Annotated in this window: 21 protein-coding genes and 1 riboswitch; of the genes, 8 read left to right on the top strand and 13 right to left on the bottom strand. The window is 67.4% G+C overall.

Features of this window, described 5'->3' with window-relative positions; translation table 11 throughout:
* Window positions 1-2 precede the first annotated feature (2 nt).
* The gene (locus F816_RS0109855; protein ID WP_026333224.1) at window positions 3-986 is read left to right on the top strand and encodes an alpha/beta fold hydrolase; all 984 of its coding nucleotides are present in this window, start codon (window positions 3-5) and stop codon (window positions 984-986) included.
* On the opposite strand, the gene F816_RS0109850 is transcribed toward F816_RS0109855, so the two are convergent.
* On the bottom strand, window positions 983-1,567 hold the full coding sequence (locus tag F816_RS0109850; protein ID WP_019594597.1) for a hypothetical protein: 585 nt from the start codon (window positions 1,565-1,567) through the stop codon (window positions 983-985). The genes F816_RS0109855 and F816_RS0109850 overlap by 4 nt on opposite strands.
* 155 nt (window positions 1,568-1,722) lie before the next feature.
* Between F816_RS0109850 and F816_RS0109845 the strand changes: the two genes are divergently transcribed.
* Window positions 1,723-2,751: a CDP-6-deoxy-delta-3,4-glucoseen reductase gene (locus F816_RS0109845; protein ID WP_019594596.1), complete on the top strand. Its 1,029-nt coding sequence runs from the start codon at window positions 1,723-1,725 to the stop codon at window positions 2,749-2,751.
* Between the two features lie 460 nt (window positions 2,752-3,211).
* Here F816_RS0109845 and F816_RS0109840 read toward each other — a convergent pair whose 3' ends face one another.
* The 4 genes from F816_RS0109840 to F816_RS0109825 form a co-directional block, all read right to left on the bottom strand.
* Complete coding sequence (locus F816_RS0109840; RefSeq protein ID WP_019594595.1) at window positions 3,212-4,042, bottom strand: uroporphyrinogen-III synthase; 831 nt, start codon at window positions 4,040-4,042, stop codon at window positions 3,212-3,214.
* Between the two features lie 4 nt (window positions 4,043-4,046).
* Entirely contained in the window at window positions 4,047-4,991 is a 945-nt protein-coding gene (gene hemC, locus F816_RS0109835) for a hydroxymethylbilane synthase (protein ID WP_081622691.1), read from the bottom strand.
* A gap of 104 nt (window positions 4,992-5,095) precedes the next feature.
* Window positions 5,096-5,818: a LytTR family DNA-binding domain-containing protein gene (locus F816_RS0109830; RefSeq protein WP_019594593.1), complete on the bottom strand. Its 723-nt coding sequence runs from the start codon at window positions 5,816-5,818 to the stop codon at window positions 5,096-5,098.
* The gene (locus F816_RS0109825) at window positions 5,815-6,846 is read right to left on the bottom strand and encodes a sensor histidine kinase (RefSeq protein WP_019594592.1); all 1,032 of its coding nucleotides are present in this window, start codon (window positions 6,844-6,846) and stop codon (window positions 5,815-5,817) included. The genes F816_RS0109830 and F816_RS0109825 overlap by 4 nt, the downstream gene beginning before the upstream one ends.
* A gap of 114 nt (window positions 6,847-6,960) precedes the next feature.
* On the opposite strand from F816_RS0109825, the gene argH reads away from it, so the two are divergent.
* Complete coding sequence (gene argH / locus F816_RS0109820; RefSeq protein WP_019594591.1) at window positions 6,961-8,409, top strand: argininosuccinate lyase; 1,449 nt, start codon at window positions 6,961-6,963, stop codon at window positions 8,407-8,409.
* 64 nt (window positions 8,410-8,473) lie between these two features.
* Here argH and F816_RS0109815 read toward each other — a convergent pair whose 3' ends face one another.
* Window positions 8,474-8,977 (bottom strand): hypothetical protein, encoded by a 504-nt coding sequence (locus F816_RS0109815; RefSeq protein ID WP_018649594.1) that lies wholly within the window; start codon window positions 8,975-8,977, stop codon window positions 8,474-8,476.
* Between the two features lie 144 nt (window positions 8,978-9,121).
* Between F816_RS0109815 and F816_RS0109810 the strand changes: the two genes are divergently transcribed.
* Entirely contained in the window at window positions 9,122-10,630 is a 1,509-nt protein-coding gene (locus tag F816_RS0109810; RefSeq protein WP_019594590.1) for a YdiU family protein, read from the top strand.
* A gap of 69 nt (window positions 10,631-10,699) precedes the next feature.
* On the opposite strand, the gene F816_RS0109805 is transcribed toward F816_RS0109810, so the two are convergent.
* Entirely contained in the window at window positions 10,700-11,953 is a 1,254-nt protein-coding gene (locus F816_RS0109805) for an inorganic phosphate transporter (RefSeq protein ID WP_019594589.1), read from the bottom strand.
* 34 nt (window positions 11,954-11,987) lie between these two features.
* A complete protein-coding gene (locus F816_RS0109800; RefSeq protein ID WP_019594588.1) occupies window positions 11,988-12,668 on the bottom strand; it encodes a TIGR00153 family protein in 681 nt (226 codons plus the stop codon).
* Window positions 12,669-12,769: 101 nt separating this feature from the next.
* Window positions 12,770-12,867: riboswitch (TPP riboswitch) on the top strand.
* 81 nt (window positions 12,868-12,948) lie between these two features.
* On the opposite strand from F816_RS0109800, the gene thiC reads away from it, so the two are divergent.
* The gene (gene thiC, locus F816_RS0109795) at window positions 12,949-14,838 is read left to right on the top strand and encodes a phosphomethylpyrimidine synthase ThiC (protein ID WP_019594587.1); all 1,890 of its coding nucleotides are present in this window, start codon (window positions 12,949-12,951) and stop codon (window positions 14,836-14,838) included.
* A 148-nt stretch (window positions 14,839-14,986) separates the two neighbouring features.
* Here thiC and F816_RS0109790 read toward each other — a convergent pair whose 3' ends face one another.
* Together F816_RS0109790 and F816_RS0109785 are read right to left on the bottom strand one after the other, a co-directional pair.
* A complete protein-coding gene (locus F816_RS0109790; RefSeq protein WP_019594586.1) occupies window positions 14,987-16,084 on the bottom strand; it encodes a diguanylate cyclase in 1,098 nt (365 codons plus the stop codon).
* Between the two features lie 111 nt (window positions 16,085-16,195).
* On the bottom strand, window positions 16,196-16,567 hold the full coding sequence (locus F816_RS0109785) for a DUF5362 family protein (RefSeq protein WP_019594585.1): 372 nt from the start codon (window positions 16,565-16,567) through the stop codon (window positions 16,196-16,198).
* 212 nt (window positions 16,568-16,779) lie between these two features.
* Between F816_RS0109785 and F816_RS0109780 the strand changes: the two genes are divergently transcribed.
* The gene (locus F816_RS0109780) at window positions 16,780-17,262 is read left to right on the top strand and encodes an FHA domain-containing protein (protein WP_019594584.1); all 483 of its coding nucleotides are present in this window, start codon (window positions 16,780-16,782) and stop codon (window positions 17,260-17,262) included.
* A 20-nt stretch (window positions 17,263-17,282) separates the two neighbouring features.
* Entirely contained in the window at window positions 17,283-19,004 is a 1,722-nt protein-coding gene (locus tag F816_RS0109775) for a serine/threonine-protein kinase (protein WP_019594583.1), read from the top strand.
* Here F816_RS0109775 and F816_RS0109770 read toward each other — a convergent pair.
* From F816_RS0109770 to F816_RS0109760, 3 genes are all read right to left on the bottom strand, one after another.
* Window positions 19,001-20,056 (bottom strand): LysM domain-containing protein, encoded by a 1,056-nt coding sequence (locus tag F816_RS0109770; protein ID WP_019594582.1) that lies wholly within the window; start codon window positions 20,054-20,056, stop codon window positions 19,001-19,003. The genes F816_RS0109775 and F816_RS0109770 overlap by 4 nt on opposite strands.
* Before the next feature lie 47 nt (window positions 20,057-20,103).
* Window positions 20,104-20,940, bottom strand: coding sequence for a PP2C family serine/threonine-protein phosphatase (locus F816_RS0109765; protein ID WP_026333223.1), 837 nt, complete (start codon window positions 20,938-20,940; stop codon window positions 20,104-20,106).
* A 94-nt stretch (window positions 20,941-21,034) separates the two neighbouring features.
* Window positions 21,035-21,985: a PDC sensor domain-containing protein gene (locus tag F816_RS0109760; protein WP_019594580.1), complete on the bottom strand. Its 951-nt coding sequence runs from the start codon at window positions 21,983-21,985 to the stop codon at window positions 21,035-21,037.
* A 170-nt stretch (window positions 21,986-22,155) separates the two neighbouring features.
* On the opposite strand from F816_RS0109760, the gene F816_RS0109755 reads away from it, so the two are divergent.
* Window positions 22,156-22,662: a GNAT family N-acetyltransferase gene (locus F816_RS0109755; protein WP_038085742.1), complete on the top strand. Its 507-nt coding sequence runs from the start codon at window positions 22,156-22,158 to the stop codon at window positions 22,660-22,662.
* Window positions 22,663-23,067 lie beyond the last annotated feature (405 nt).

Here is a 23,067-nt window from a genome sequence, read left to right as displayed (position 1 = left end):
GCGTGACGCGCCGCCGAATCCCGGGCGCGGTCGGGCTCCTGGCTGTACTGCTGTTGGCCTTGACCGCCTGTGCGGCCGCCCCGGAGCGTGAAACCGTGCGCGCGGCGGGGACCCCAGTGAAGGAAGCTCCCGTGGGCGCAGCGATCGCCCCCGATCGCGTCCGCCGCTGGTCGGCCGCAGAACCCGTCGCCGTGGTGATCGCCCTGCACAGTTTCCGCGATCACGCCGGTGCCTATGACGCCCTGGGCCCCTGGCTGGCCGATCGCGGCTACAGTGTCCAGGCGCTGGATCAGCGCGGTCATGGCACGAGCGAGCAACACGGCCGCTGGCCGGGCGCCGAACCCCTGATCAGCGACGTGGCTGCCATGGTCCGCGCGGCGCAAGCGGAGGACCCCGGCCGGCCGATCTTCCTGCTGGGTGAGAGCATGGGCGGCTCCGCCGCGCTAGCGAGCCTCGCCACCCACCCAGAGCTGGAGGTCGCCGGGGTGGTGGCGGTCGCCCCGGGCTTGCGTGGCGGGATCCCCGCGCGCGGTTTCTGGGATGCGGCCGTACGCACCGGCGAGGTCCTCGCCGGTGGGCTCACGCTGACCATCGACCCCGACTACTCCGACAGCCTCGCGCCCGCCGCGGTCGAACGCTTCTCCACGGATCCGCGCATCATTCGCCGCGTGCGCATGGATACCTATGCCGGCGTGGTCTGGCTGGCCCAGTACGCCACGGATCACATCGGCCACGTCACAGCCCCGGTGGTGTACCTGTGGGGCGAGCAGGACGGGACGATCCAGCGCGAGTCGGTCTGCATGGCCGCCCGCGCCCATCCACAGGGCCAGGCCGAGGTCTGGACCGACCCCGACTGGCCGCATCTCATTCTGCACGCCCCCGACTGGCAGACCACGGCCACCCGCCTGGTCGACTGGATGCAGCGGTTGGCAGGCGACGAGGTCGGGGCCCGCACGGCGCGAGGGCCCGATCCCTGCGACGATTAGTCGCCCAGGTGGGCACCGTCCTCCGGCGCGGCCGACCAGGCCGCGATGTCGCGGCCCATCACCTGCACGGTACGCCCCAGCACCGAACACGAGCCCTTGAAGCCGCCGAACGCGCCGCCGCCCGAGAAGCGCCGCGAGGTAAAGCTGGCCTGTTCCTCCCCGTCCGCGTACAGCGTGCCCGCTGCCTCGGTCACCTTGCGGTGGCCGATCCAGGCATTGCCACCGCTAACCGCGTCGGTCAGCTCGACCATCAGCACCTGGCCACCGGACGCTGGATCGAGATCCTGGCTGCGCTGGAAGCGGATGCCCTGATCGGCCCCGTAGTGCTCGATGAACTCGGAGAACTGGTCTTCCAGGTTGCACTCCTGGCGGATGTTGTTGGCGATGGTGGCATCGGCGCTGTAGGGCACCGCGTGCGCAATCCGGATCACCGGCGCATCCGCCGCGACCTCGACGGTAGCGGCCGGCGCGTCCGTCGGCGTGGCCGCCGCATCCCCGGAATCGGTGGAACGGGTCTCGTTGGAGGCGCAGCCGCTTGCAAGCAGCAGCCCGGCCCCGGCGGCAATCAGTAGATGACGCATGGCATTCCCTTGTCGTTTTTATGGTTAGGGTCCGATTCTGCCGAACCCGTCCGCGCGAGGGAACCCCTACGCCGACGACCCGGTCGGACTGCGGTTGCTTGCGTTCGGGGCGGCAGCGGCGAGAATAACGGCCTTTCCGCGACCGAGGGTTTCCGATGGCGTTCGATGTCACCATTCAGCCCAGTGGCCATGTATTCGAGGTCGAAGACGACGAGACCGTTCTCGAGGCCGGCCTGCGCCAGGGCTTCGCCTTTCCTTACGGCTGCCGCAATGGCGCCTGTGGCTCCTGCAAGGGGCGGGTGCTGCAGGGCGAGGTCGATCACGGGCCGAACAAGCCACCGGGCATCAGCGAGGCGGAACTGGCCGACGGCATGGCCTTGTTCTGCCAGGCGGTCCCGGTGGACGACCTCGAGATCGAGGTGAAAGAGATCGGCGCGGCCAGGGACATCGTGGTCAAGACCCTGCCGTGTCGCGTGGCGGCCCTGAACCGCCTGGCCGACGACGTCATGGAGCTGCGTCTGCAGCTCCCGGCCGCCGAGCGCCTCCAGTTCCTCGCCGGGCAGTATCTGGACATCCTGCTCAAGGGGGGTGAGCGCCGCAGCTATTCCCTGGCCAACGCCCCGCACGATGACGCGCAGCTGTCCCTGCATGTCCGGCACATGCCGGGCGGGCGTTTCTCCACCATGGTGTTCGAGGAGCTCAAGCCCAAGGCGCTGCTGCGTATCGAGGGGCCGCTGGGCAGCTTCTTCGTCGACGAGGAATCCCCGCGCCCGCGCCTGTTCGTTGGCGGGGGCACCGGTTTTGGGCCGTTGAAAGGCATGCTGGACCATCTGGCCGCCGAGGGACTGGATCGACCGCACCACCTGTTCTGGGGCGCCCGCGGCGCCGCTGGCATCTATGCCCCGGACTGGCTGCAGCAGATGACCGCCGAGCACGCCGAACAGTTCCGTTTCACGCCGGTGCTGTCGGATACTCCGGCCGAGACCGCCGCCGGCTTTGCCGCCGTCAGCGGCTGGCCTCACGATGCGGTGCTGTCGGAGTACCCGGACCTGTCCGGCTTTGATGTCTACATGGCCGGGCCACCGGCGATGATCCACGCCGCGCGCGAGGCCTTCCAGGCGGCCGGTCTGCCGCCGGAGCAGCTGTACTACGACAGCTTCGAACCGGCCGTCCCCGCAGAATAGTCCCTCGCGGCGCCGATTGATTGTTCACCACGAACCACACGCAGGCACGAAGAAGGGCCGGTCAAAGGCGTTTCACCACAGAGGGCACAGAGTTCGCGGAGAAGACCCAACGAAGAAGGGTAGGATGTGATGAGCGCAGCGAATCGCATCGTATTGCGGCCCGGGGCTTCCCGGTTCCCGGTTGATGCGTTTCGCTGCGCTCAACCGCATCCTACTCCCTTGGCCACCCACGAGCGTTCAGCCTGCCACGCCATCTGGAAGGCCCAATCCTGGTCATCCCGGCCCTTCATTTTGCTACGGCCGGGAGGACTGGGATACGGGAACCGATCGGGTCTCGCCGGGGGGATTACCCCATACCCAACGTTCCGAACCATTCGATCCAGAACCTTCCCGACCTTCCCATCTTCCTGTGGATTGCCCTTGACCTTCTTCGTGCCCTCGTCCGCTTCGTGGTGAAAAACTAACTGCCGCTGGTGCGGAGCTGATCCGCGAGGCGGTGGACCGCGGCCAGCATGGCGGCGTCGGTGGGGTCCTCGGCGGTCTCGACGGTGGCCTTGAAGCCCAGCTCCTGCGCGATCTCCGCGATGCGTTCGCTACCGACCACCAGCGGGGTCTTGCGCAGCCACATGCGCCCCAGCTTGCCGACCATCTCGTACAGGTTGCGCAGCCCCTCGCCACTGGTGATGGTGATCACGCCGATCTGCCCGCGCGAGAAGGCGTACATCAGCTCGCCGGTATCGCCCTCGGGGCGCCCGCGGCGGTAGGCCTCGGCAAAGGTCACCTCGGCGCCGCGGGCCTTCAGGGTGTCGCCCAGCAGCTCGCGGCCGCCATCGCCGCGGAAGATCACCACCCGCTTGCCGGCCACGTCCTGCATTGCCTCCTGCGCCAGCAGGGCCTCGCTGTCGAAGCGTCGCGGCGGCAGGATGTCCGCCGGGCGCCCGAAGCCCTTCAATTCCTGCGCCGTGCGGTTGCCGATCGCCGCGATCTTTGTGGTGGTGGGCCATGAATGTTCCGCCAGGGCCAGATTGAGCACGCGCTGGACGGCGTTCGGGCTGATGAACACGGCGATATCGAAGTCCGCCAGCCGGTCCAGGACCTCGCGCAGGTTGGTGGGATCACTGGGGGCCAGGATCTCCAGCACGGGAAAGCGGATCACGCTCGCGCCATCGGCCGTCAAGGCGGTACAGAACGGCTCCGCCTGGGCGGCCGGGCGGGTGACCAGGATGCCAAGGCCGGCGAGCGGGCCGTGGGCCTCGTCGACCACCGTGTTGTCGTCTGCGGATGCGGTCATGCGTCTACCCCTTCGTGTCCTGGCCGTGTTCGCGATGTGCGGCCGCGAGCAGTTCGCCTGCCCCGAGTTCCAGCAGCATGTCCGCCAGGCGGATTCCGAGGGCCTGGGCGTCGCTGCGCGGCCCCTCGACCTGGCGGCGCAACAGGCGACTGCCATCCACCGCGCCGACCAGGCCGTCCAGGTGCAGCTGATCCCCGACCAGCGTCGCATGGGCTGCCAGTGGGACCTGACAGCCGCCTTCCAGGCGACGGTTGAAGGCCCGCTCGGCGCGCACGCGGTCGGCGGTATCCGCATCGTTCAGCGGTGCGATCAGCGCGCCAATGGCTGCGTCACCGGCACGGCACTCGATGGCGATGGCGCCCTGGCCGACCGCCGGCAGGCTGACATCCGGTCCCAGGCAGCTGCGAATCCGCTCATGGAACCCGAGGCGCTTGAGCCCGGCTGCGGCGAGCAGGATGGCGTCGTATTCGCCGGCATCCAGCTTGCCCAGGCGGGTATTCACGTTGCCGCGCAGGTCCCGGACCTCCAGGTCCGGTCGCCGCGCGCGCAGCTGGCACTGCCGACGCAGGCTGGAGGAGCCAACCCGGGCCCCCTGCGGCAGCTCGTCGACATGTGCGTACTGGTTGGACACGAACGCGTCCAGTGGATCCTCGCGGTCGAGGATCACCGGCAGTTCGAGCTGCTCGGGCAGCTCCATCGGCACGTCCTTCACCGAGTGCACCGCGATGTCGGCGCGGTCCTCCAGCAGCGCGATCTCCAGCTCCTTCACGAACAGGCCCTTGCCGCCGATCCGCGCCAGCGGGGAGTCCAGGACACGGTCGCCCTGGGTGGTCATGCCCACCAGTTCAACCGGGCGCTCCGGCTCACGGGCGCGCAGACGGGCGGCGACATGTTCGGCCTGCCACATGGCAAGCGGGCTCTTTCGGGTGGCGATGCGTACAGGCTTCATGGATTGTCCGGGCGAGCCACGGCGCGAGCGGCCGGGCGTTCAAACCGACTAGTATAACGGCGAATGCTTCGCGCCCCGAATCCCGCAGGGGTGGTGCGGCCCTCTCAGGTCCCGTTGCGCAGGTAATCGCGCACTCGGGGCAGCTGGCGGCGGCTGATGGGGATGGGGTCCAGGGCGTCGTGGAACAGCAGGCGGTGGTCGGTCTGGCCGAGGCTTTCGACGCCCTTGATCGAGGCCTTAACCGCCAGGCAGCCGCGGTGCACCCGCAACAGGGCGGGGCCGTACAGACCCTCCAGTTCGCGCAGGCGGGCGTCGACGAAGCCGGCCAGGCGCGCCGAGCGCGCCATGACATAACCGCCCTCCGCGATGAAGATGTCCACCTGTTCCAGCGGTACGCGTTCCTCGCGCCGGCCCATGGTGATGTGGACCTCGTTCGGGAAGGTCTCGGGCCGGTCCTGTTTTTGCTGCACTGCACGCTGCAACGCCTGTTCCAGCCGTTCGCGGCGCACCGGCTTCAGCACGTAGTCGCGCACCCCGGCCTCGAACGCCTCCAGCGGAAAGCGATCGTGTGCGGTGACCAGGATCACCGTCAGCGCGGGATCTTCTGCATGCAGACGCCGCGCGAGTTCCAGCCCGGTTTCCCCGGGCATGTCGATATCCAGCAGCAGGGCATCCGGCGCGTGGTCCTGCAATTGCATCTCGACCTCGCCGGCATGCGCCGCTTGCGCCACCACCCGATGCCCCAACTCCTGCGCGAGCGCGGTTAGGCGTTGACGGGCAATCGGTTCGTCGTCGGCAATCAATAACTCCAGTCGACCGTTGTTCATCTGGTTTCCCCCCGGTTCGCGAGCGGCAAACGGATCCGGACCTCGAACCGCTCGGCCTCGGCCTCGGCCTCGAAGTGTACCTGCCCGCCGAAGGCGTGCTGCAGCCGCAGGCGTACCGCATCGGTGGCGGTGCCGGTCCCCGCGCCGCATGCGTGTGGATCCACGGTGTTGCCGATGGTCACCGTGACCCGTCCGGAATCCATGCGGCAACGCACCCATATGCGCCCTGCGCCGCGTGCGGGTGCGATCCCGTGCTGGATCGCGTTCTCTGCCAGCGGTTGCAGGATCAGCGTGGGCACATCGAGATCCAGGCCCGGGTGGTCGGGGCAGTCCCAGTCGAGTACCAGGCGTTCGCCGAAACGGGTCTGTTCGATCGCGAGGAACGCGCGGACCAGGTCCAGCTCCTCACGCAGCGAGTGGCGGTCGCCGGTGGCGAATGTGGCGCGGAACAGATCCGCCAGATCCAGGGTGACCTGTTCCGCACGCGCAGGGTCACTGCGGCACAGCCCGGCGATGGTGTTCATGCTGTTGTAGAGAAAATGCGGGCGCAGGCGGGCGCGCATGGCCTGTTCCCGGGCCGCTGCCACGGCCCGGGTTTCGCGTTGCCAGGCCGCCTGCAGGTACAGGTAGTGCATGGCCATCAGGCTGAGGATGGTGGCGACACCGATCACCGGCCAGCGCAGCGCCGGGTCGGCCAGCACCAGTTCTTCCGCGAGGCGATAGACGATGGCGGTGTTGGCGATGGGAACCAGGGGCGGCAGCACGATCTGCGCGGTCAGCGGCAGTCGGTGCAGCGGTCTCTTGAGCCCGCACAGGATCAACAGGCTGGTCAGCGCCACCCAGAAGATGAACAGCGCGTGCAGCGCCAGGGCCGACAACCAGTCCTGGCCGCCGCCGCGCAACAGGGCCACGGCCAGTGCCAGCAGCACGGCCACCATGAGCACGCGCAGCAAGGTCTCCGCACTGCAGAAATCGGGCAGCGGCGAGAGCTCCCCGGTGGAGTCCCTGGTGGTTTCCCCCTGGGCCATGCGTAACACTCTCCCCTGTTGCCGTGCACAAACGGGCGCGGGCCCGTGCCATGTTCACTCCCCGGCTGTGCCCGTATACTTCCGTGTCTTTCCCCACCCGCTTCAGGATGCACCATGACGCAGGATTCCCCGCACGACAAGCCAGCCGCCACGCCTGCCGCCTCCGGTGAGGCCAAGCTCTGGGGCGGGCGCTTTTCCGAGCCGACCGATGCCTTCGTCGAGCGCTTCACCGCGTCGGTGGATTTCGACCGCCGCCTGTACCGCGAGGACATCCAGGGCTCGCAGGCGCATGCGCGCATGCTGGCCAAGGTCGGGGTGCTGACAGAGGCCGAGGCCGGGGAGATCCTCGCGGGGCTGGACGCGATCCGCGACGAGATCGCCGCCGGCAAGTTCGACTGGCAGGTCGGGCGCGAGGACGTGCACATGAACATCGAGGCGCGCCTGATCGAGCGCATCGGCGATGTCGGCAAGAAGCTGCACACCGGGCGTTCGCGCAACGACCAGATCGCGACCGACATCCGCCTGTGGCTGCGTGCGGCTATCGACGATGTCCTGCGCCTGATCCGCGGCTATCAGGATGGCCTGGTGGCCCTGGCCGAGCGTGAGGCGGAGACCGTGATGCCCGGCTTTACCCACCTGCAGACCGCGCAGCCGGTCACCTTCGGCCATCACATGCTGGCCTGGTACGAGATGCTGGAGCGCGATGCCGAGCGTCTGCGTGATACGCGGCGCCGGGTGAACATCCTGCCGCTGGGCGCCGCCGCGCTGGCCGGTACGCCGTACCCGCTGGATCGTGAATACACCGCCGAACTGCTGGGTTTCGACAGTGTCACCCGCAACTCCCTGGACGCCGTCTCCGATCGTGACTTCGCCATCGAATTCACCGCGGCCGCGGCGACCCTGATGATGCACCTGTCGCGTCAGGCCGAGGAGCTGGTGCTGTGGACCAGCGCCCAGTTCGCCTTCATCGAGCTGCCGGATCGCTACTGCACCGGCTCCTCGATCATGCCGCAAAAGAAGAACCCGGACGTACCCGAACTGGTGCGGGGCAAGACCGGCCGGGTCTATGGCCACCTGATGTCGCTGCTGACCCTGATGAAGAGCCAGCCGCTCGCCTACAACAAGGACAATCAGGAAGACAAGGAACCGCTGTTCGACACCGTCGACACCCTGCTGGGCTCGCTGCGTGCGTTCGGCGACATGGTGCCGAACCTTGAGGTGCGGCGGGAGAATACGCTGGCGGCGACGCGCAAGGGCTTCGCCACGGCGACCGATCTGGCCGACTACCTGGTCGGGCGCGGTGTGGCCTTTCGCGATGCCCACGAGGTCGTCGGGCGGGCGGTACGTATTGCGCAGGAGCGCGGGGTGGATCTGGCGGAGCTGCCGCTGGCGGACCTGCAGGCGATCAGCCCGGCGGTGGGCGAGGACGTGTTCACGGTACTGACGCCCGAGGGCTCGGCCGCCGCGCGTAACCTCACGGGGGGGACCGCCCCGGAGCAGGTGCGCCGCCAGGCTGCGGCCGCCCGCGAGCACCTGGCCGCGCTGGCCCGCGCCGACCGCTGAGTTAGTTCACCCCGCGCTCCGGTTCCCGGGGGCGGGGCGCGTCTGTGTGCAGCCTGGCCCGCCTTCAGATCCGGTCCAGCGTGGACTCCAGCACTTCCCAGTGGACGTTGCCGTGGACGACCTCGTAGGCTAGCAATAGCTGGCCGTGCGCCGAATCGCCCTCGAAGTTCGCCAGGACCCACTGGTGGTTCAGAACGTGGATGCCGTCGCGGCGGAACGCGTATGCGTCGCCTTCCGGCGCCTCGTGCGGGATCAGGCCGGTCTGCTGCATCAGGTCATCGGCGAGACGCTCGTTCGGGCGCACCATGCCGCGGCGCTGCAGGTCCTGGAGGTGGGCATTGGTCAGGCCCAGTTCCACCGGACGCGGGATCTCGTGGCGGGTGTATTGCTGCAGCTGCATCTGCGCCTGCAGCAGATCGCGGTTGGCCTCCGAAAGATCCTGTTCGAGCCCGTTGCCGCGGGCGATGTAGATCGCCAGCACGACCACGAAAAACAGCATGAAGCCGAGCCAGACCAGGCGTTCGTTGGTCTTCAGGTTCTGCGGCTTGGGGTTGTCTTGTTCGGACACGGGGCTTGCCTCCGGAATGCAGGGTGCCGTTTGCCGTGGGGCATCCGGCCGGAAAATGAACGCGCGACCGCCGTGGGTTCCTGAACCCGGGTCGATGCGACGCGCATGATAACCCCTGACACCGCAACCTGCCGAGAATGCCCCATGTCGGTCCCCGACCCCGTCAACGCCGCCGCCTCCGAGAGCCAGCTGGAGTGGATCAACCACTTTGCCCGGCTGCCGGAGGCCTTTCACGAGAGCCCGGCGCCCGCCCCATTTCCGGATGCGACCTGCCTGGCGAGCAGCCCGGCCATGTGCGAGCGTCTGGGCCTGGAGGCCGCGGCCCTGGGGCGCGACCCGTGGCTTGGGGCCTGCACTCACGGTAGCGAGCTGGCGGGGGCCGAGCCGCGGGCCTCGGTGTACGCGGGGCACCAGTTCGGGGTCTTCGTGCCGCAACTGGGCGATGGTCGCGCGAAGCTCCTGGGCGAGGTTCGCACGCCCACGGGCGAGACCTGGGAGTTGCAGGTCAAGGGCGCCGGTCCGACGCGCTTCTCGCGCGGCGCGGACGGCCGTGCGGTCATGCGTTCCTCGGTGCGCGAGTATCTCGTCTCCGAAGCAATGGCCGCCCTTGGCGTGCCGACCACCCGTGCGGTGGCGCTGTTCGGGTCCAGCCTGCCGGTGTACCGCGAGCGCGTCGAGCCGGCGGCCATCGTGCTGCGCGCCGCGCCGAGCTTCCTGCGCTTCGGCCATTTCGAGTACTTCCACTACAACGGCTACAGCGCCCGCCTGCAGGAGTTGATTGACTACGCCCTGGCGCATGACTATCCGGAAGTGGCGGGGGCCGACGATCCCGTGGCCGCGATGCTGGAGGCGGTGATCGCCCGCACCGCGGAGATGGTCGCCGACTGGCAGGCCATCGGCTTCTGTCACGGCGTAATGAACACCGACAACATGAGCCTGGCCGGCCTGACCATCGACTACGGCCCGTTCGCGTTCATGGATGCCTTCGACCCCGGCTACATCTGCAACCACACCGACCAGGGCGGGCGCTATGCCTTCGACCAGCAGCCGCAGATCGCGCAGTGGAACCTGATCCGCCTGGCCGAGACCCTGGTGATTTATTTCGCCGACGCCACCCGTGAGGAAGCGATCGAACGTGCCAAGGCCTTGCTGCAGGACTTCCAGCCCCAGTACCGGCGGGCCTGGCTGGCGCGCATGCGTGCGAAGCTTGGGCTGCAGACACCACAGAATGATGACGAGGCCCTGATCCAGGATCTGCTCGCCCGCATGGCAGCTGAGGGCGTGGACTACACGCGCTTCTTCCGCCAGTTGCCGGAAGTGGAGCAGGCGGACATCCGCGCACAACTGGAATCGGAGCTGGAGGACGTGGCCGCCTGGCAGGCCTGGTGGTCGCGCTATCAGGCGCGGCTGGCGCTGGAGGGGCTGCCGCCTGGCGAGCGCCGGGCGGCGATGAATGGGGTCAATCCGAAGTACATCCTGCGCAACCACCTGGCTCAGGCCGCCATCGAGCGGGCCGAGGCGGGAGACGCGTCCGAGGTGCTGCGCCTGCAGCAGATCCTGGCCCGGCCGTTCGACGAGCAGACGGAGTTCGAGTCCTACGCGGACCTGCCTCCGGCCTGGGCCAGCGGCATCCAGCTAAGCTGTTCGTCCTGAGGGCGCGGTAGCCACGAACGGCCTTCTCGGGAGCCGGAAGGTTGGAGCGCCCGGAGACCGGGTGTGCGTCTATCCGAGGACGCTGCGCAGGATGTAGAAGTAGACCACTGCGAGGATCGCGCCGGCCGGCAGGGTCACGATCCAGGACAGGAAAATCATCCGCACCAGGCCCAGATTGATCGCGGCGATCCCGCGCGCCAGTCCCACCCCGAGGATCGCGCCCACCAAGGTGTGGGTGGTGGAGATGGGCAACCCGGTGCCGGAGGCCAGCACCACGGTGGCGGCCGCCGCCGCAGTGGCGGCATAGCCCCGGCTGGGGGTGAGCTGGGTGATGCCGGTCCCGACCGTCGCGATCACCTTGTGGCCGTAGGTAAACAGGCCGAAGACGATACCGACCCCGCCCAGCAACAGGACCCACACCGGCACGGTCGTCTCGGCGCTTACGTCGCCGGTCTGGATCACATCGACCACTGCGGCCAGCGGGCCTACGGCATTGGCCACGTCGTTCGAGCCGAGGGCAAATGCCATCGCGCAGCCGGTCACTACCATCTGGACGCCGAACACCTTCTCGACGTTGGCAAAATGGGAGCCGTCTTCTCCTTCGACCTGGTCGAAGCGCACGCGGCGAATGGCCATCATCCCGAGCACGACCACGATCGCGCTGATCAGGATGGCAAAGCCATAGGCCTGGACGGGCGTGAGGTTCAGACCGACATGCGTCAGGCCCTTGAACATCGTTACCAGGGCCGTCACGAAGGCCGTGAGGAAGATGTACAGCGGGGCCCAGCGTTTGGCGTTCTTGAGTGGATCGACGGTGTCGAGGATCAGGATTTGTACGGAGCGGAACAGGGCGAAGGCGATCATGCCGCCCACCAGCGGCGAGACCACCCAGGACATCGCGATGGTACCCACGCGTTCCCAGCGCACCACCTCGAAACCCAGCCCGACCACGGCGAAGCCGACGATCGCGCCGATGATGGAGTGGGTGGTGGAGACCGGCCAGCCGAAGTAGGAGGCGACCATTAGCCATGTCCCGGCGGCTGCCAGCGCGGCCAGCATCCCGTAGACGAGCAACTCGGGGTTGTCGGCCATCAGGCTGGAATCGACCATCCCGCTGCGGATGGTCTGAGTGACCTCGCCGCCGGCCAGCCAGGCCCCGGAGAATACGAAGATCGCGGCTACAAACACCGCCTGGCGAATCGTCAGCGCGCGTGAGCCCACCGAGGTGCCCATGGCATTGGCAACGTCGTTGGCGCCGATGCCCCAGGCCATGAACAGGCCGAAGATCACTGCGAGCCCGAGCAACAGGGTGCTGTATTCCATGCCGTTCTCGGTGCCTGTGCCTGGGTGCCGGTGGTTACTTGGCGAGCATCAGCTGCAGGCGGCTGCCTACACGCTGGGCCAGGTCGGCCAGTTCGCCGATGGAGTCGATCACGCGATACATGAACATCACGTTGACCGGCGGTAGTTCGGCCTCCTGCGCGAACAGGATCTCGCGCACCTCGCGCTGGGCCTCGTCGGACTCGTGCTCGATCTGGTCCAGCTCAGTGAGGATGCCGTTGACGACCTCGACCTCGTGGCCGCGGAAGCCGGCCTCGACCAGTTCATCCAGTTCGTTGATGGCCCGTCCGGCTTGGTCGACCGCATCCACGCTGCGGTCCAGGAAGCGTTTCAGCGGCTCGCCCATGTTGTCGGGAAACTGCATCTGACGGCCCAGCATCAGCCCGGCGATGTCCTTCGCCATATTGGCGATGCGGTCCTGGATCAGCAGGGTGTCGAGCACGTCGCGGCGCGACATGGCCAGCATCATGCCCTTGGGCAGGTGCAGGCGCAGGTCCTTCTTCAGGCGGTCCGCCTCGCGTTCCAGCTTCGAAATCTTCTTCTGCTGTGCCCGCGCGGTCTCCCAGTCGTCGCGGGCCATGGCCTCCATGAACGGCGGGAGCTCGGCGATGCAGGCGCGCACCTTCTCCATGTGCGCCTGTAGCGGGCGTACCGGGGAACGGCCAAACAGCTCGAAGACGAAGTTCTTGGGGGACATGGCGGCGCGAAGGTTGTCACAAAGCCTTAATCTAACGCAAAACACCGCAGCGCGCGCGGTCTTGTTGGCCCCGCCGACGCCCTCGGTGCGGTACACTCATCCGTCAGAGCTGGGGGTGCCCGCGATGGATGCGAGCTGAGAGAGTCCCCTTGAACCTGAACCAGTTAACGCTGGCGGAGGGAAGCTCGGTGCTCGATCCAGTCCGCGCGCGCTCCGTTCGCAGTCTGTCCGGCCCGTTCCGTTCCCTCTGCTGCCATGCCCGCACCGCAGAGGTCACTGTATGAGCGCCATCCCCGAGTCCTTCGCCCGCAAGACCGCCCAGGTCTCCGCCGACGTCACGCGCCCGTTTCCCAATTCCGAAAAGGTCTTCGTGCAGGGTTCGCGCCCGGATATCCGCGTGCCGTTCCGCCAGGTCGCACAAAGCCCCACGCTGACCTCCGGCACCCCGGAAGAGAACCCGCCGATCCCGGTCTACGACACCTCGGGCCCGTACACGGATCCGGACGCGACCATCGATCTGCGCCAGGGCCTGGCAGATCTGCGCGGCAGCTGGATTGACGAGCGCGGCGACACCGAATGGCAGGATGGCCCCAGCTCCGAATACGGCCGCGCCCGCGCCGCCGATCCGGAACTGGCCAGCCTGCGCTTCGAACACATCCGCCCGCCGCGCCGGGCGAAGGCCGGCGCCAACGTCTCGCAGATGCACTACGCCCGTCAGGGGATCATCACCCCGGAGATGGAGTTCGTCGCCATCCGCGAGAACAACCGCCTGCAGGAGCTGCGCGCCGACCCGCGCTACAAGAAGCTGCTGCGCCAGCACGCCGGCGAGTCCTTCGGCGCGTCCATCCCCGAGGAAATCACGCCCGAGTTCGTACGTGACGAGATCGCCCGCGGCCGCGCGATCATCCCGGCCAACATCAACCACCCGGAGCTGGAGCCGATGATCATCGGCCGCAATTTCCGGGTGAAGGTGAACACCAACATCGGCAATTCGGCGGTCTCCTCCTCGATCGAGGAAGAGGTCGAGAAGCTGGTGTGGTCCGCGCGCTGGGGTGGCGACACCCTGATGGACCTGTCCACCGGCAAGAACATTCACGAGACCCGCGAGTGGATCCTGCGCAACTCGCCGGTGCCGATCGGCACCGTGCCGATCTACCAGGCGCTGGAGAAGGTCGACGGCAAGCCCGAGGACCTGACCTGGGAGCTGTTCCGCGACACCCTGATCGAGCAGGCCGAACAGGGGGTGGACTACTTCACCATCCACGCCGGCGTGCGCCTGCAGTACGTGCCGCTGACCGCGGACCGGGTCACCGGGATCGTCTCGCGTGGCGGCTCGATCATGGCCAAGTGGTGCCTGGCGCACCACGAGGAGAACTTCCTCTACACCCGCTTCGACGAGATCTGCGAGATCATGAAGGCGTTCGACGTCTCGTTCTCGCTGGGCGACGGCCTGCGCCCCGGCTGCCTTGCGGATGCCAACGACGCCGCGCAATTCGGTGAGCTGGAGACCCTCGGCGAGCTGACCCAGAAGGCCTGGGCGCACGACGTGCAGGTGATGATCGAGGGCCCCGGCCACGTGCCGCTGCAGAAGGTAAAGGAGAACGTCGACAAGGAGCTGGAAGACTGCTTCGAGGCGCCGTTTTACACCCTCGGGCCGCTGGTCACCGACATCGCCCCGGCCTACGACCACATCACCTCTGGTATCGGCGCGGCCAACATCGGCTGGTATGGCACCGCGATGCTCTGCTACGTGACGCCGAAGGAGCATCTGGGCCTGCCGAACAAGCAGGACGTGCGCGACGGCATCATCACCTACAAGATCGCCGCCCATGCGGCCGACCTTGCCAAGGGTTTCCCCGGCGTGCAGCTGCAGGACAACGCGCTATCCAAGGCGCGCTTCGAGTTCCGCTGGGAGGACCAGTTCAACCTGGCACTCGATCCCGAGCGGGCGCGTGAGTTCCACGACGAGACCCTGCCGAAGGACGCGCACAAGGTCGCCCACTTCTGCTCCATGTGTGGCCCCAACTTCTGCTCCATGAAGATCACCCAGGACGTGCGCGACTACGCGGCGGCCCAGGGCGTCTCCGAAGACGAGGCCCTGAAGAAGGGGATGCAGGAGAAGGCGGTCGAGTTCGTCGAGAAGGGTGCGCGCCTCTACCGCGAGGTGTAGATCGACCGGGAGAGACGCTAGGGAGACGCTGATCAGCGTCTCCCTAGCTGTGATCTCTCAATAGGTTGTCCACGGGGCGACTCCGAAGGATGCCGACTTAGCGAACCCCAGGAGGACGCCCCGTGGACAACCTCGTGAGACTCCACACCTAGCGCACCTCGATCCGGCTACGGCCGTTCTTCTTGGCGGTGTACAGGGCCAGGTCGGCACGATTAAAGGTGTCGACCCGGTCCTCGCCGGGGCGGTACTCGGTAATACCGAAGCTCGCGGTCTGCCGCCCCACTGTCTCGAAGTCGAAGGCGGTGATTCGCGCCTGCAGCTCACGGGCAGCGACGAGCGCCTGTTCGCCGCGCGTCTGCGGTAGTAGTACGAAGAACTCCTCGCCCCCGATCCGACCGACGGCATCCACCTTGCGCAGGTTCTGCCGCAGCAGGCCGGCGAACTGGCGAAGCACGGCATCGCCGGTGCTGTGTCCCCAGGTGTCATTCACGGACTTGAAGTGATCGATGTCGATCAGGATGACCGCGAACGGTTCACCGTAGCGCTCGGCCCGTGCGCGTTCCTCATCGAACAGGCGCTCGATATGCGCACGGTTCCACAATGAGGTCAGTTCGTCGATCCGGGCGGCACGGGCCAGCTGCTGTTGTTGCAGGAAGGTGTGCTTGTGGGCCTTCTCGAGGATGAAGGCGCTCAAGCAGCCGAAGGAGAACGCGGCCAGGACCCACATCAGGTGGAGCTGCAGCAGACCCGCCTCCAGTGGCTGGCGGAAGGTGGCGGCGATTACCAGCGCGATGATGGCGGTTGCGGCAATCACGGCCTGGCGCAGGGCCAGTCCGGATATCGCAAACGTCCACATGATGCTGAGATAGATCTCGGGGGCGAATATCAGAAACTGCGCCGAACCAACGTTCAGATGCAGGTTGGCGGCGTTCGCTACCACCGGTGCCAGGGTCAGGAGCACCCACATCATCGGCTGCAGGCGCCGCGCGAAACTCATCAGCCCGACCGCCAGCAGCAACCCCGGCACCAGCAGGGCATGGGCTATCCATCTCGAGGTGTGCAAGTCGGTGGCCACCGATTGCTCGAGGATGGCGTACAGAAAATACAGCAGGGCCGTCAGGAACGCGATGTAGCGGACCTGCGGGACCCGCACCTGGCGATGCCAGGCCGCGAAAGCCTTTCGAACGTCTGCGTCTTCCTGGTGCAACGGGTTTCCCAGGACCCGCAGGCGCCTAATGATGTCCAAACCCTGACTCCTAAAGCCGTTCAGGCTGCAGCGTACGGATCCTGAGTGTCGGCGCGGCGGCCCCGCGAACGGGGTATGCGAAACGTTAATCGAACGTGGCGCCCGCCGGGACTACTGCATGTGGCCGAAGCCGCCCATCAGGCCGGCACCGATGCCGAAGATCATGCCCAGGACCATCAGGATCAGATAGATCAGCAGCAGTACGCCGAAGATGGTGAAGTAGATGCGCAGGCGGCCGAGGGCGTATTTGATCGCCTCCGGATCGGCGCTCTCAAAGGCGCGCTGCGAGGCCCCGGCGGCCTGCATCAGCACCACGCCGGCCCAGATCGGGATCCAGGCGATGATGATGCCGATGATCGACAGGGCGGTCAGCACGCCCGAGATGATCATCATCACCCCGATCAACTGCATCCAGAACTTCCCGCGAACGAGCGGTTCGATCAGTCCACGGAGGTCGGCCCCGTTGGTTGTGCCCTGTTCCATGTTCAGACTCCTTGTCGTGATGGACGGATGGCCGAAGCATAGCAGGCCCTTTCATGCTGTGACGCATTCGTTGTTTTGGTGCGCGCCGCCCGTGCATACTCGAGCAAGTGCCAACCCGAAAAACAGGGCCACGCAAGGCTCGTGAAGCAGGGGGATGTATGAGCGATCAGGGACGACGCAGGGATGCCGGCCGCAGCGGGCCGCAGGGAACGATGCTGTTTCAGGGGCAGGCCGTGCCCGACGGAGACACGACCCCGGACACCGCCAGCGAGGGGGCGCCCCCCGGCGGTCACCCGGTGCTGGTGGGGATCTCCGAGCCCTTCGGCCAGCAGCGCCTGACCTTGAAACCGGGCAAGCGCTCGGTGGGCCGTCAGGCGACCAATGACATCGTTCTGCAAGAGGGCAGCGTCTCCTCGCAGCATGCCTGGCTGGTCAACGACGGCGGCGAATGCAGGGTGGTCAATCTCTTGTCCACCAACGGCACCTGGGTGAACGACGAGAAGGTGCACGAGGCCGCGCTGAAGGACGGCGACCACGTCCGTTTCGGGCGGGCCGAGTTCGTGTTCCGCCGCCGCGACGACGGTTCCGATGCCCGCCCCGGTCGTGGACCTCGTTCACGCTGGCGCTGGCTGGGCATCGCGGTTGCGGTCCTGCTGCTGGCGGCCGTCGCGCGCATTCTGCTCGAGACGGCCTGAGGTCCGGGGCCGGCACCCCCATGCAGCGGATCGGTCGCTACGGGGTCGGCGAGGAGATCGGTCGCGGGGCCATGGCCGTGATCCATCGCGGCTATGACCCGGATATCCGGCGTCCGCTGGCGATCAAGTGCCTGCAGCCGGACTACGCCTGCCGGCCCGAGTACCGCCGGCGCTTCCTGGCCGAGGCGCGTGCCGCCGGCACCCTGACCCACCCGGGCATCGTTACCATCTTCGATGTCGGCGAGTCGGATCAGCAGCCGTTCATCGCGATGGAGTTGCTGGACGGCATCACCCTCACGGAGTTCGCGGAACAGTTCCGCCCGCTGCTGCTGCGCAATGTCCTGAAGATCGCCATCCAGCTGGTGGAGGCCCTGGACTATGCCCACCGGCATGGCGTCGTGCATCGCGACATCAAGCCCGAGAACATCATCGTCACCAGCGCCACGGCGAACATCAAGGTGATGGACTTCGGCATCGCCCGCACCCTCAGGGACCCCGACTGGCGCGCTGACGACGACTGGCTTGCCGAGGACGACGACGGCTATATCGCAGGATCGCCGCACTATATGGCGCCGGAGCAGATCCGTGGCCGCGATACCGACGCTCGTGCCGACCTCTATTCCGTCGGCGTGGTGCTGTACGAGCTCCTGACGGGGGCCACCCCGTTTCGCGGGCATGATGTCGAGACCCTGCTGACCCGGGTGGTCAAGGATCCGGTCCCCGCACCGCGGGTCATCGTGCGCGACTGTCCGCACGACCTGATTGAGCTGGTGCTGCGCCTGCTGGCGAAGGAACCGGACGAGCGCTACCAGTCGGCCGGCGAGCTATTGGTGGATCTCGAGCGTATCGACGAGCAACGCGCCGAGCGCGAACGGGCAGGAGCCGGGCGTCGGATCATCCCGCTGCGTCTGCGCTGGGCCGCGGTCATGGGGGCACTGGTGGCGGTCACCCTGGTTGTCGGCGGTACGCTGGTACACCAGAAGCAGAACGAGGTGATGACCGACCTGGCGTTTGACTACGGGGCCACGCTGGCGCAGATCATCTCGGTGGAGAGTGCCGAGGACCTGTTGCTGGAGGACACCATCGCGGTCCAGGGCCGCCTGCGCGACATGCAGGCGAACCGGGAGATTGCCCTGCTGAGCGTCGTGGACCACCGCGGCGAGGTGGTGGCCAGCAGCGACCCGGAGGCCCTGGGCCAGCCCTACGAGCCGCCTTCCAGGGACCGCCTGCTTCAGCGTCGCGACGGCCAGGCCGTGTGGTCCATCACCGGGCGGGATGGCGCAGAGCTGTTCATGTTCGAGGCCCCGGTTCGCTACCAGGATCATCACATCGGGCAACTCCAGGTCGGGCTGTCCACGGGGTCCCTGCGCGCGGCGAACGAGGCCACCTTCATGGCCTTGCTGATGCTCACGCTGGTCACCCTCCTCGCGGTGCTCCTGGGGGCCTACGTGCTCGCCCGGCGTCTTCAGGCGCCGCTGGACCGCCTGCGCGGGGCGCTGGACCAGATCGGTCAGGGGCGGCTCGATACCCGGATCCGTGCCCGTCGACACGACGACTTCGAGCGGGTCTTCAGTGCTTACAACGCGATGGCCGACTCGCTGGAGGCGCGCATGAAGCGCCGGGTCGCCGGGACGCCCGAGCGCAGCGCTGCCGGGCCGGTTGCTGACGGCGACCGCACCCAGGAGCTTGCATCCGACGAGTTGCCGACCGAAGCCACTTCAAGGCGCACCGCTACGGATTAACTCCGGCCGTTCTCGCGGTCCAGGGCATCCAGGCGACGCTGCAGTTCCAGGGCTCGCAGGCGATAGCCGCGCGCCGCCTCGAACCCGGGGTCGATCGCCAGGGCCTCGTCCCACAATGCGATGGCGGTCTCCAGGTCCTGGTTGCGGTAGCGCACGATGGCCTCCGCGTGCAGGGCCTCCTTGCGCTGTTGTCCCAGCTCGTCAAGGTGCTGGCGCGCGGTCGCGTGTTGCGGGTCCTGTTCGAGCACCCGGCCGAAGGCCTCCAGCGCGTTTTCGGTCGCGCCTGCCGCGCGTGCCTCCACGCCCCGCCGGTGCCAGTAGCCGATCGCCGCGTCGCGCGCAAGGGGGTCCAGCCAGCTGGCCCATTCGTTCTGTGCCTCGGGGTGCTCGCGGGCCAACTCCACGACCTCCAGCGCCGCGCCATAACGCCCGGCTGCCAGGTCGGCCTCGATTGCGCGGCGCAAACCGTCCTCGCTGACGCCGGGCGCGGCGTCGGGGTCGAGAGCCATCAGCTGTTCGTCCAGATCGGTCTCGCCACGTTGCAGCCCCGCCACATCCCGCGGGATGCGCAGCCGTTGCCCGACGAGCAGTCGGTCCGGGCGTTCGATGTCGTTGTAGCGTGCGAGGATCACAAAGCGGGTGGCGTCGCCGAGGTGCTCACGCGCCAGCCCGCCCAGGCTGTCGCCCGGCTCCACCGTGTGAACGAAATAGGCCTCGCCCAGGGTCGCCTGCGGGTCCCCGGAGAGCTGTTCGCGCAGGCCGCGGGCGGCGCGGTTGTCCGGATCATCTGCGAGGATCCGGTCCAGTGCCGAGCGTGCCCGGTCCATCTCGCCGCCCTGCAGGAGCTGCACGATCTCGGCGATCTTGAGGCGCTCGTCCTGCTTCTCACGGGCGATCGGGTCGGACGGGGCGTCGTCGGTCGCGACGACCACGTCCTCGGTGGACTCCGCCTCGGGGTCGAACAAGCCCTGTAGCTGCGCACAGCCGGACAGGAACACTGTCAGTACGACAAGCAGGACGAGGCGAAGCAGCGTGGTGTGGGCTGGCATCATGGCAAGGACTGGTGTGGCTCGGCGAGTCCGCGAGTATACGGTCGGCATCAGTCCAGCGGCCACAGCAGGATCGCAAGGGCCGCGGCCAGTAGCGCCAGAAGGCCCAGCGTGGGACCGATGCGCGCCTTCAGGTGCCGGCGCCAGAAACGCCCGCGCGGCGGCCCGCTCCGCCATGCTGCCAGGGCCACGTTGTCACCCTTGGGTCCGCCGCGTCGCGCCGCTTCGACGGCTGCGCTCGCGGTGGCCGTGTCGAGGTCCGGGCTGTCCAGCAGTTCCGCGATCTCGATCGGTCCGATCTGTTCCCAGAAGCCATCCGAGCACAACAAGAAGCGCGTGTGACGGGTGACGGGGGCCTCGCCGTAGTCCACCTCGATCGGGTCGACCACGCCGAGGCCTCGCAATAGCCGGTTCTGCTCCGGGTGCGTTGCCATTTGCGCCTCGCTTATTACCCCCTCGTCAACCAGCTGCTGGACCCGGGTGTGATCGCGCGTGCGCCGCTGAAGGGTGTCGCCCTCGAAGTGGTACAGCCGGCTGTCGCCGCAATGGGCCCAGCAGGCGGTGTTCGGGGTCACATACAGTGCCACCAGCGTGGTGCCGGGGCGTTGTGACGGATCGGTACCCCCGGTCTCCAGCAAGGCTGCATGGGTCTCGTGGAAGAGAGCGTGGAGCAGGGCACGGGCATCGGCAGCCTGCCCCGCGTAGCGGGTCCACAGGCGTTCGGCGGTCGCGATCGCGGCGTGCGAGGCACGTGCCCCGCCCTCGTGGCCGCCCATTCCGTCCGCGACCAGCAGCAGGGCACTCTGCCCGTCCGCGTTTTGTAGCACGGTCACCGCGTCCTGTTGCTCGGCGCGGCCACCCATCTCCCTGGCGTATCCGGTTTCCATGTGCGTGTGGCCCCGGTGATCCCGTGACCATGATGACCGAGTTGATCGGCGTGTGACAGCCCCTGGGGGGAGCCGCGCATCGATCCGCGTCTCCCTAGCCGGTGGCGCCGATCCAGAACTGGATGGAGCGGCCGAGGAAGTCGTCCCAGGTCATGTAGTGTGAGCCGTCGCAGGAGAAAGTCAGGCTGATCATGCCGTTGAACAGGTTGATCGAGGCGGAGCGCAGGTACACGGTCTCGTCGGCATAGCGCAGCGCGCGCAGCGCCTCCAGCACGCGGCCGACGTCCTCCTTCGGGATTAGCGCCTCCGCGGGATATGGCTCGTGCGGAAACGCCAGGCAGACGTCCGGGTCGCCCAGGGACTCGTGCGTCAGGATGCGGTAGCGGTACGGGTCCTCGGTGGTCCACAGTGTGGCGCGCGAACTGGAGAAGTGGAACACGCCCTGGAACACGCCGCGCTCGGTGAATAGTTCTTCCAGAATGGCCAGGGCGGTGTCCATGTTCTGGTCCATCAGGCTCTCGGTGCGGCTCTGCAGGAACAGTGTCCCGCGAATCGACGGATCGCCCTTGATCTGGCGCCACTCGCTCGGCTCCTCGTACAGGTCCTCGGAGAAGTCGGGCAGGTTGCGCAGATCGAAGTCCGCACCGAGAAAGCCCAGCGCGTTGCCCTGGCCGTCGCGCACCAGCTGCAATGAGGTCAGGGATGGCCGGCGTCCGAGCAGGCTGATGTAGGCATCCGACAGCAGGAAGCCGTCCGCGGGCACGGCCTCCTTCATGTATGGGCGCTGCGAGCGATCACGCCCGAAGTGTTCCGGCAGTACGCCAGTGCGCGAGATGTTGTCCGAAAGCTGGACCCCCTCGGTGTTTAGTGCATACACGAAGGTCGCTTCCGGGATCTGGCGGATCGCCTCCTCCAGGATCGAGTCCAGCGCCTCGCGGCGCGGCCAGGCGGCACTTAGCCGGCCGGCGATCTCCGCCAGGGGTTCATGCAGCTTGTCCTCGAGGTAGGCGCGCTGGTGCTCAATCGCCTTTTTCAGTTCCGTCATGGTGCGGTGTCGTCTCCTTTCAGTGCGCTGCGATTATCCCCGATCGCGGATGGCGTTGTCGTGACGGCCCGCGCGCGCCGTTTGTCCCGGCACTTCGGCCTGTCGAACAGGTCCGAGCAGGAACCATGCCGACGACGAGCCCGACTGTGCCCGATACTGCGAACCCGACCATGACGAAATCTACCGAATCTCTCCGCCCGGCCCGCCCCGGCGATCTCGACACCATCAACCATCTGGTGGCCGAGGCGATCGAGGACTGGCCCTTGCCCGAACGTGTGCGGCGGCTCGCCCTGCCGGCCTACCGTTATACCGAGGCCGATCTGATGTTCCTCGAGGTGACGGTGCTGGAGCGCGCGGGCGAGGTGGTCGGCGTCGCCGCCTGGGAGGCGGCGGAGACCCGCGAGCTGCCGGAGGGTGTCGCCGACGGGCTGCTGCTGCATGGCCTCTACGTGGGGCGAGCCGCTCGCGGGCAGGGTGCGGGCCGGCAACTGGTCGAGGCCTGCCGGAGCGCCGCGCGCGAGGCCGGGGTGGCCGGGGTGCTGGTCAAGGCCCAGGCCTCGGCGTCCAGCTTCTTCGCGGCGATGGGCTTCGTCCCGGTACCCGTGCGCGATCGCGACCGCGACTACGAACAGCGCTACTGGCTCCCGTCTCTGCCCAGCGGTGGCGGCGGCAATTAGCCTTAGGGAAACACTGATCAATGAACGCGTTCGCGTTGGTACCCCAGGTTTTCCGAGACAAGGCGCGTCGTGCAACAGGTAGTGGTTCTACCTGTAAGCGGCGCAACGCAGGATCGGGGAACCTGGGGTGCCAACCCCGCACGTTATTGAAAGGAGGGGGTCGGCCGCCCGTTGTTGACGAAAACGGGCGCGCGCACAGCGTTGTGGCTCCCTTGTGCAGAATGACTGCACGGCAGTCACCGCGCCTTGTTCGCACGCAAAAGCGACTCGAGCGCGAACGCGTTCATTGATCAGTGTTTCCCTAAGGTCTTGGCGTCGGACCCTAGCCTGTCGCCAGCCGCGGCGGTATCCAGTGTTCGAAGGGTGGTTTTGGCGTGGAGCCGTGTTTCCGGATAAAAGTGCCGA

Source organism: Thioalkalivibrio sp. ALM2T (assembly GCF_000381505.1).
GTDB classification, from domain to species: domain Bacteria; phylum Pseudomonadota; class Gammaproteobacteria; order Ectothiorhodospirales; family Ectothiorhodospiraceae; genus Thioalkalivibrio; species Thioalkalivibrio versutus.
Note: the sequence above shows the minus strand (reverse complement) of the source record. Positions and strands in the feature narration are given on the sequence as shown.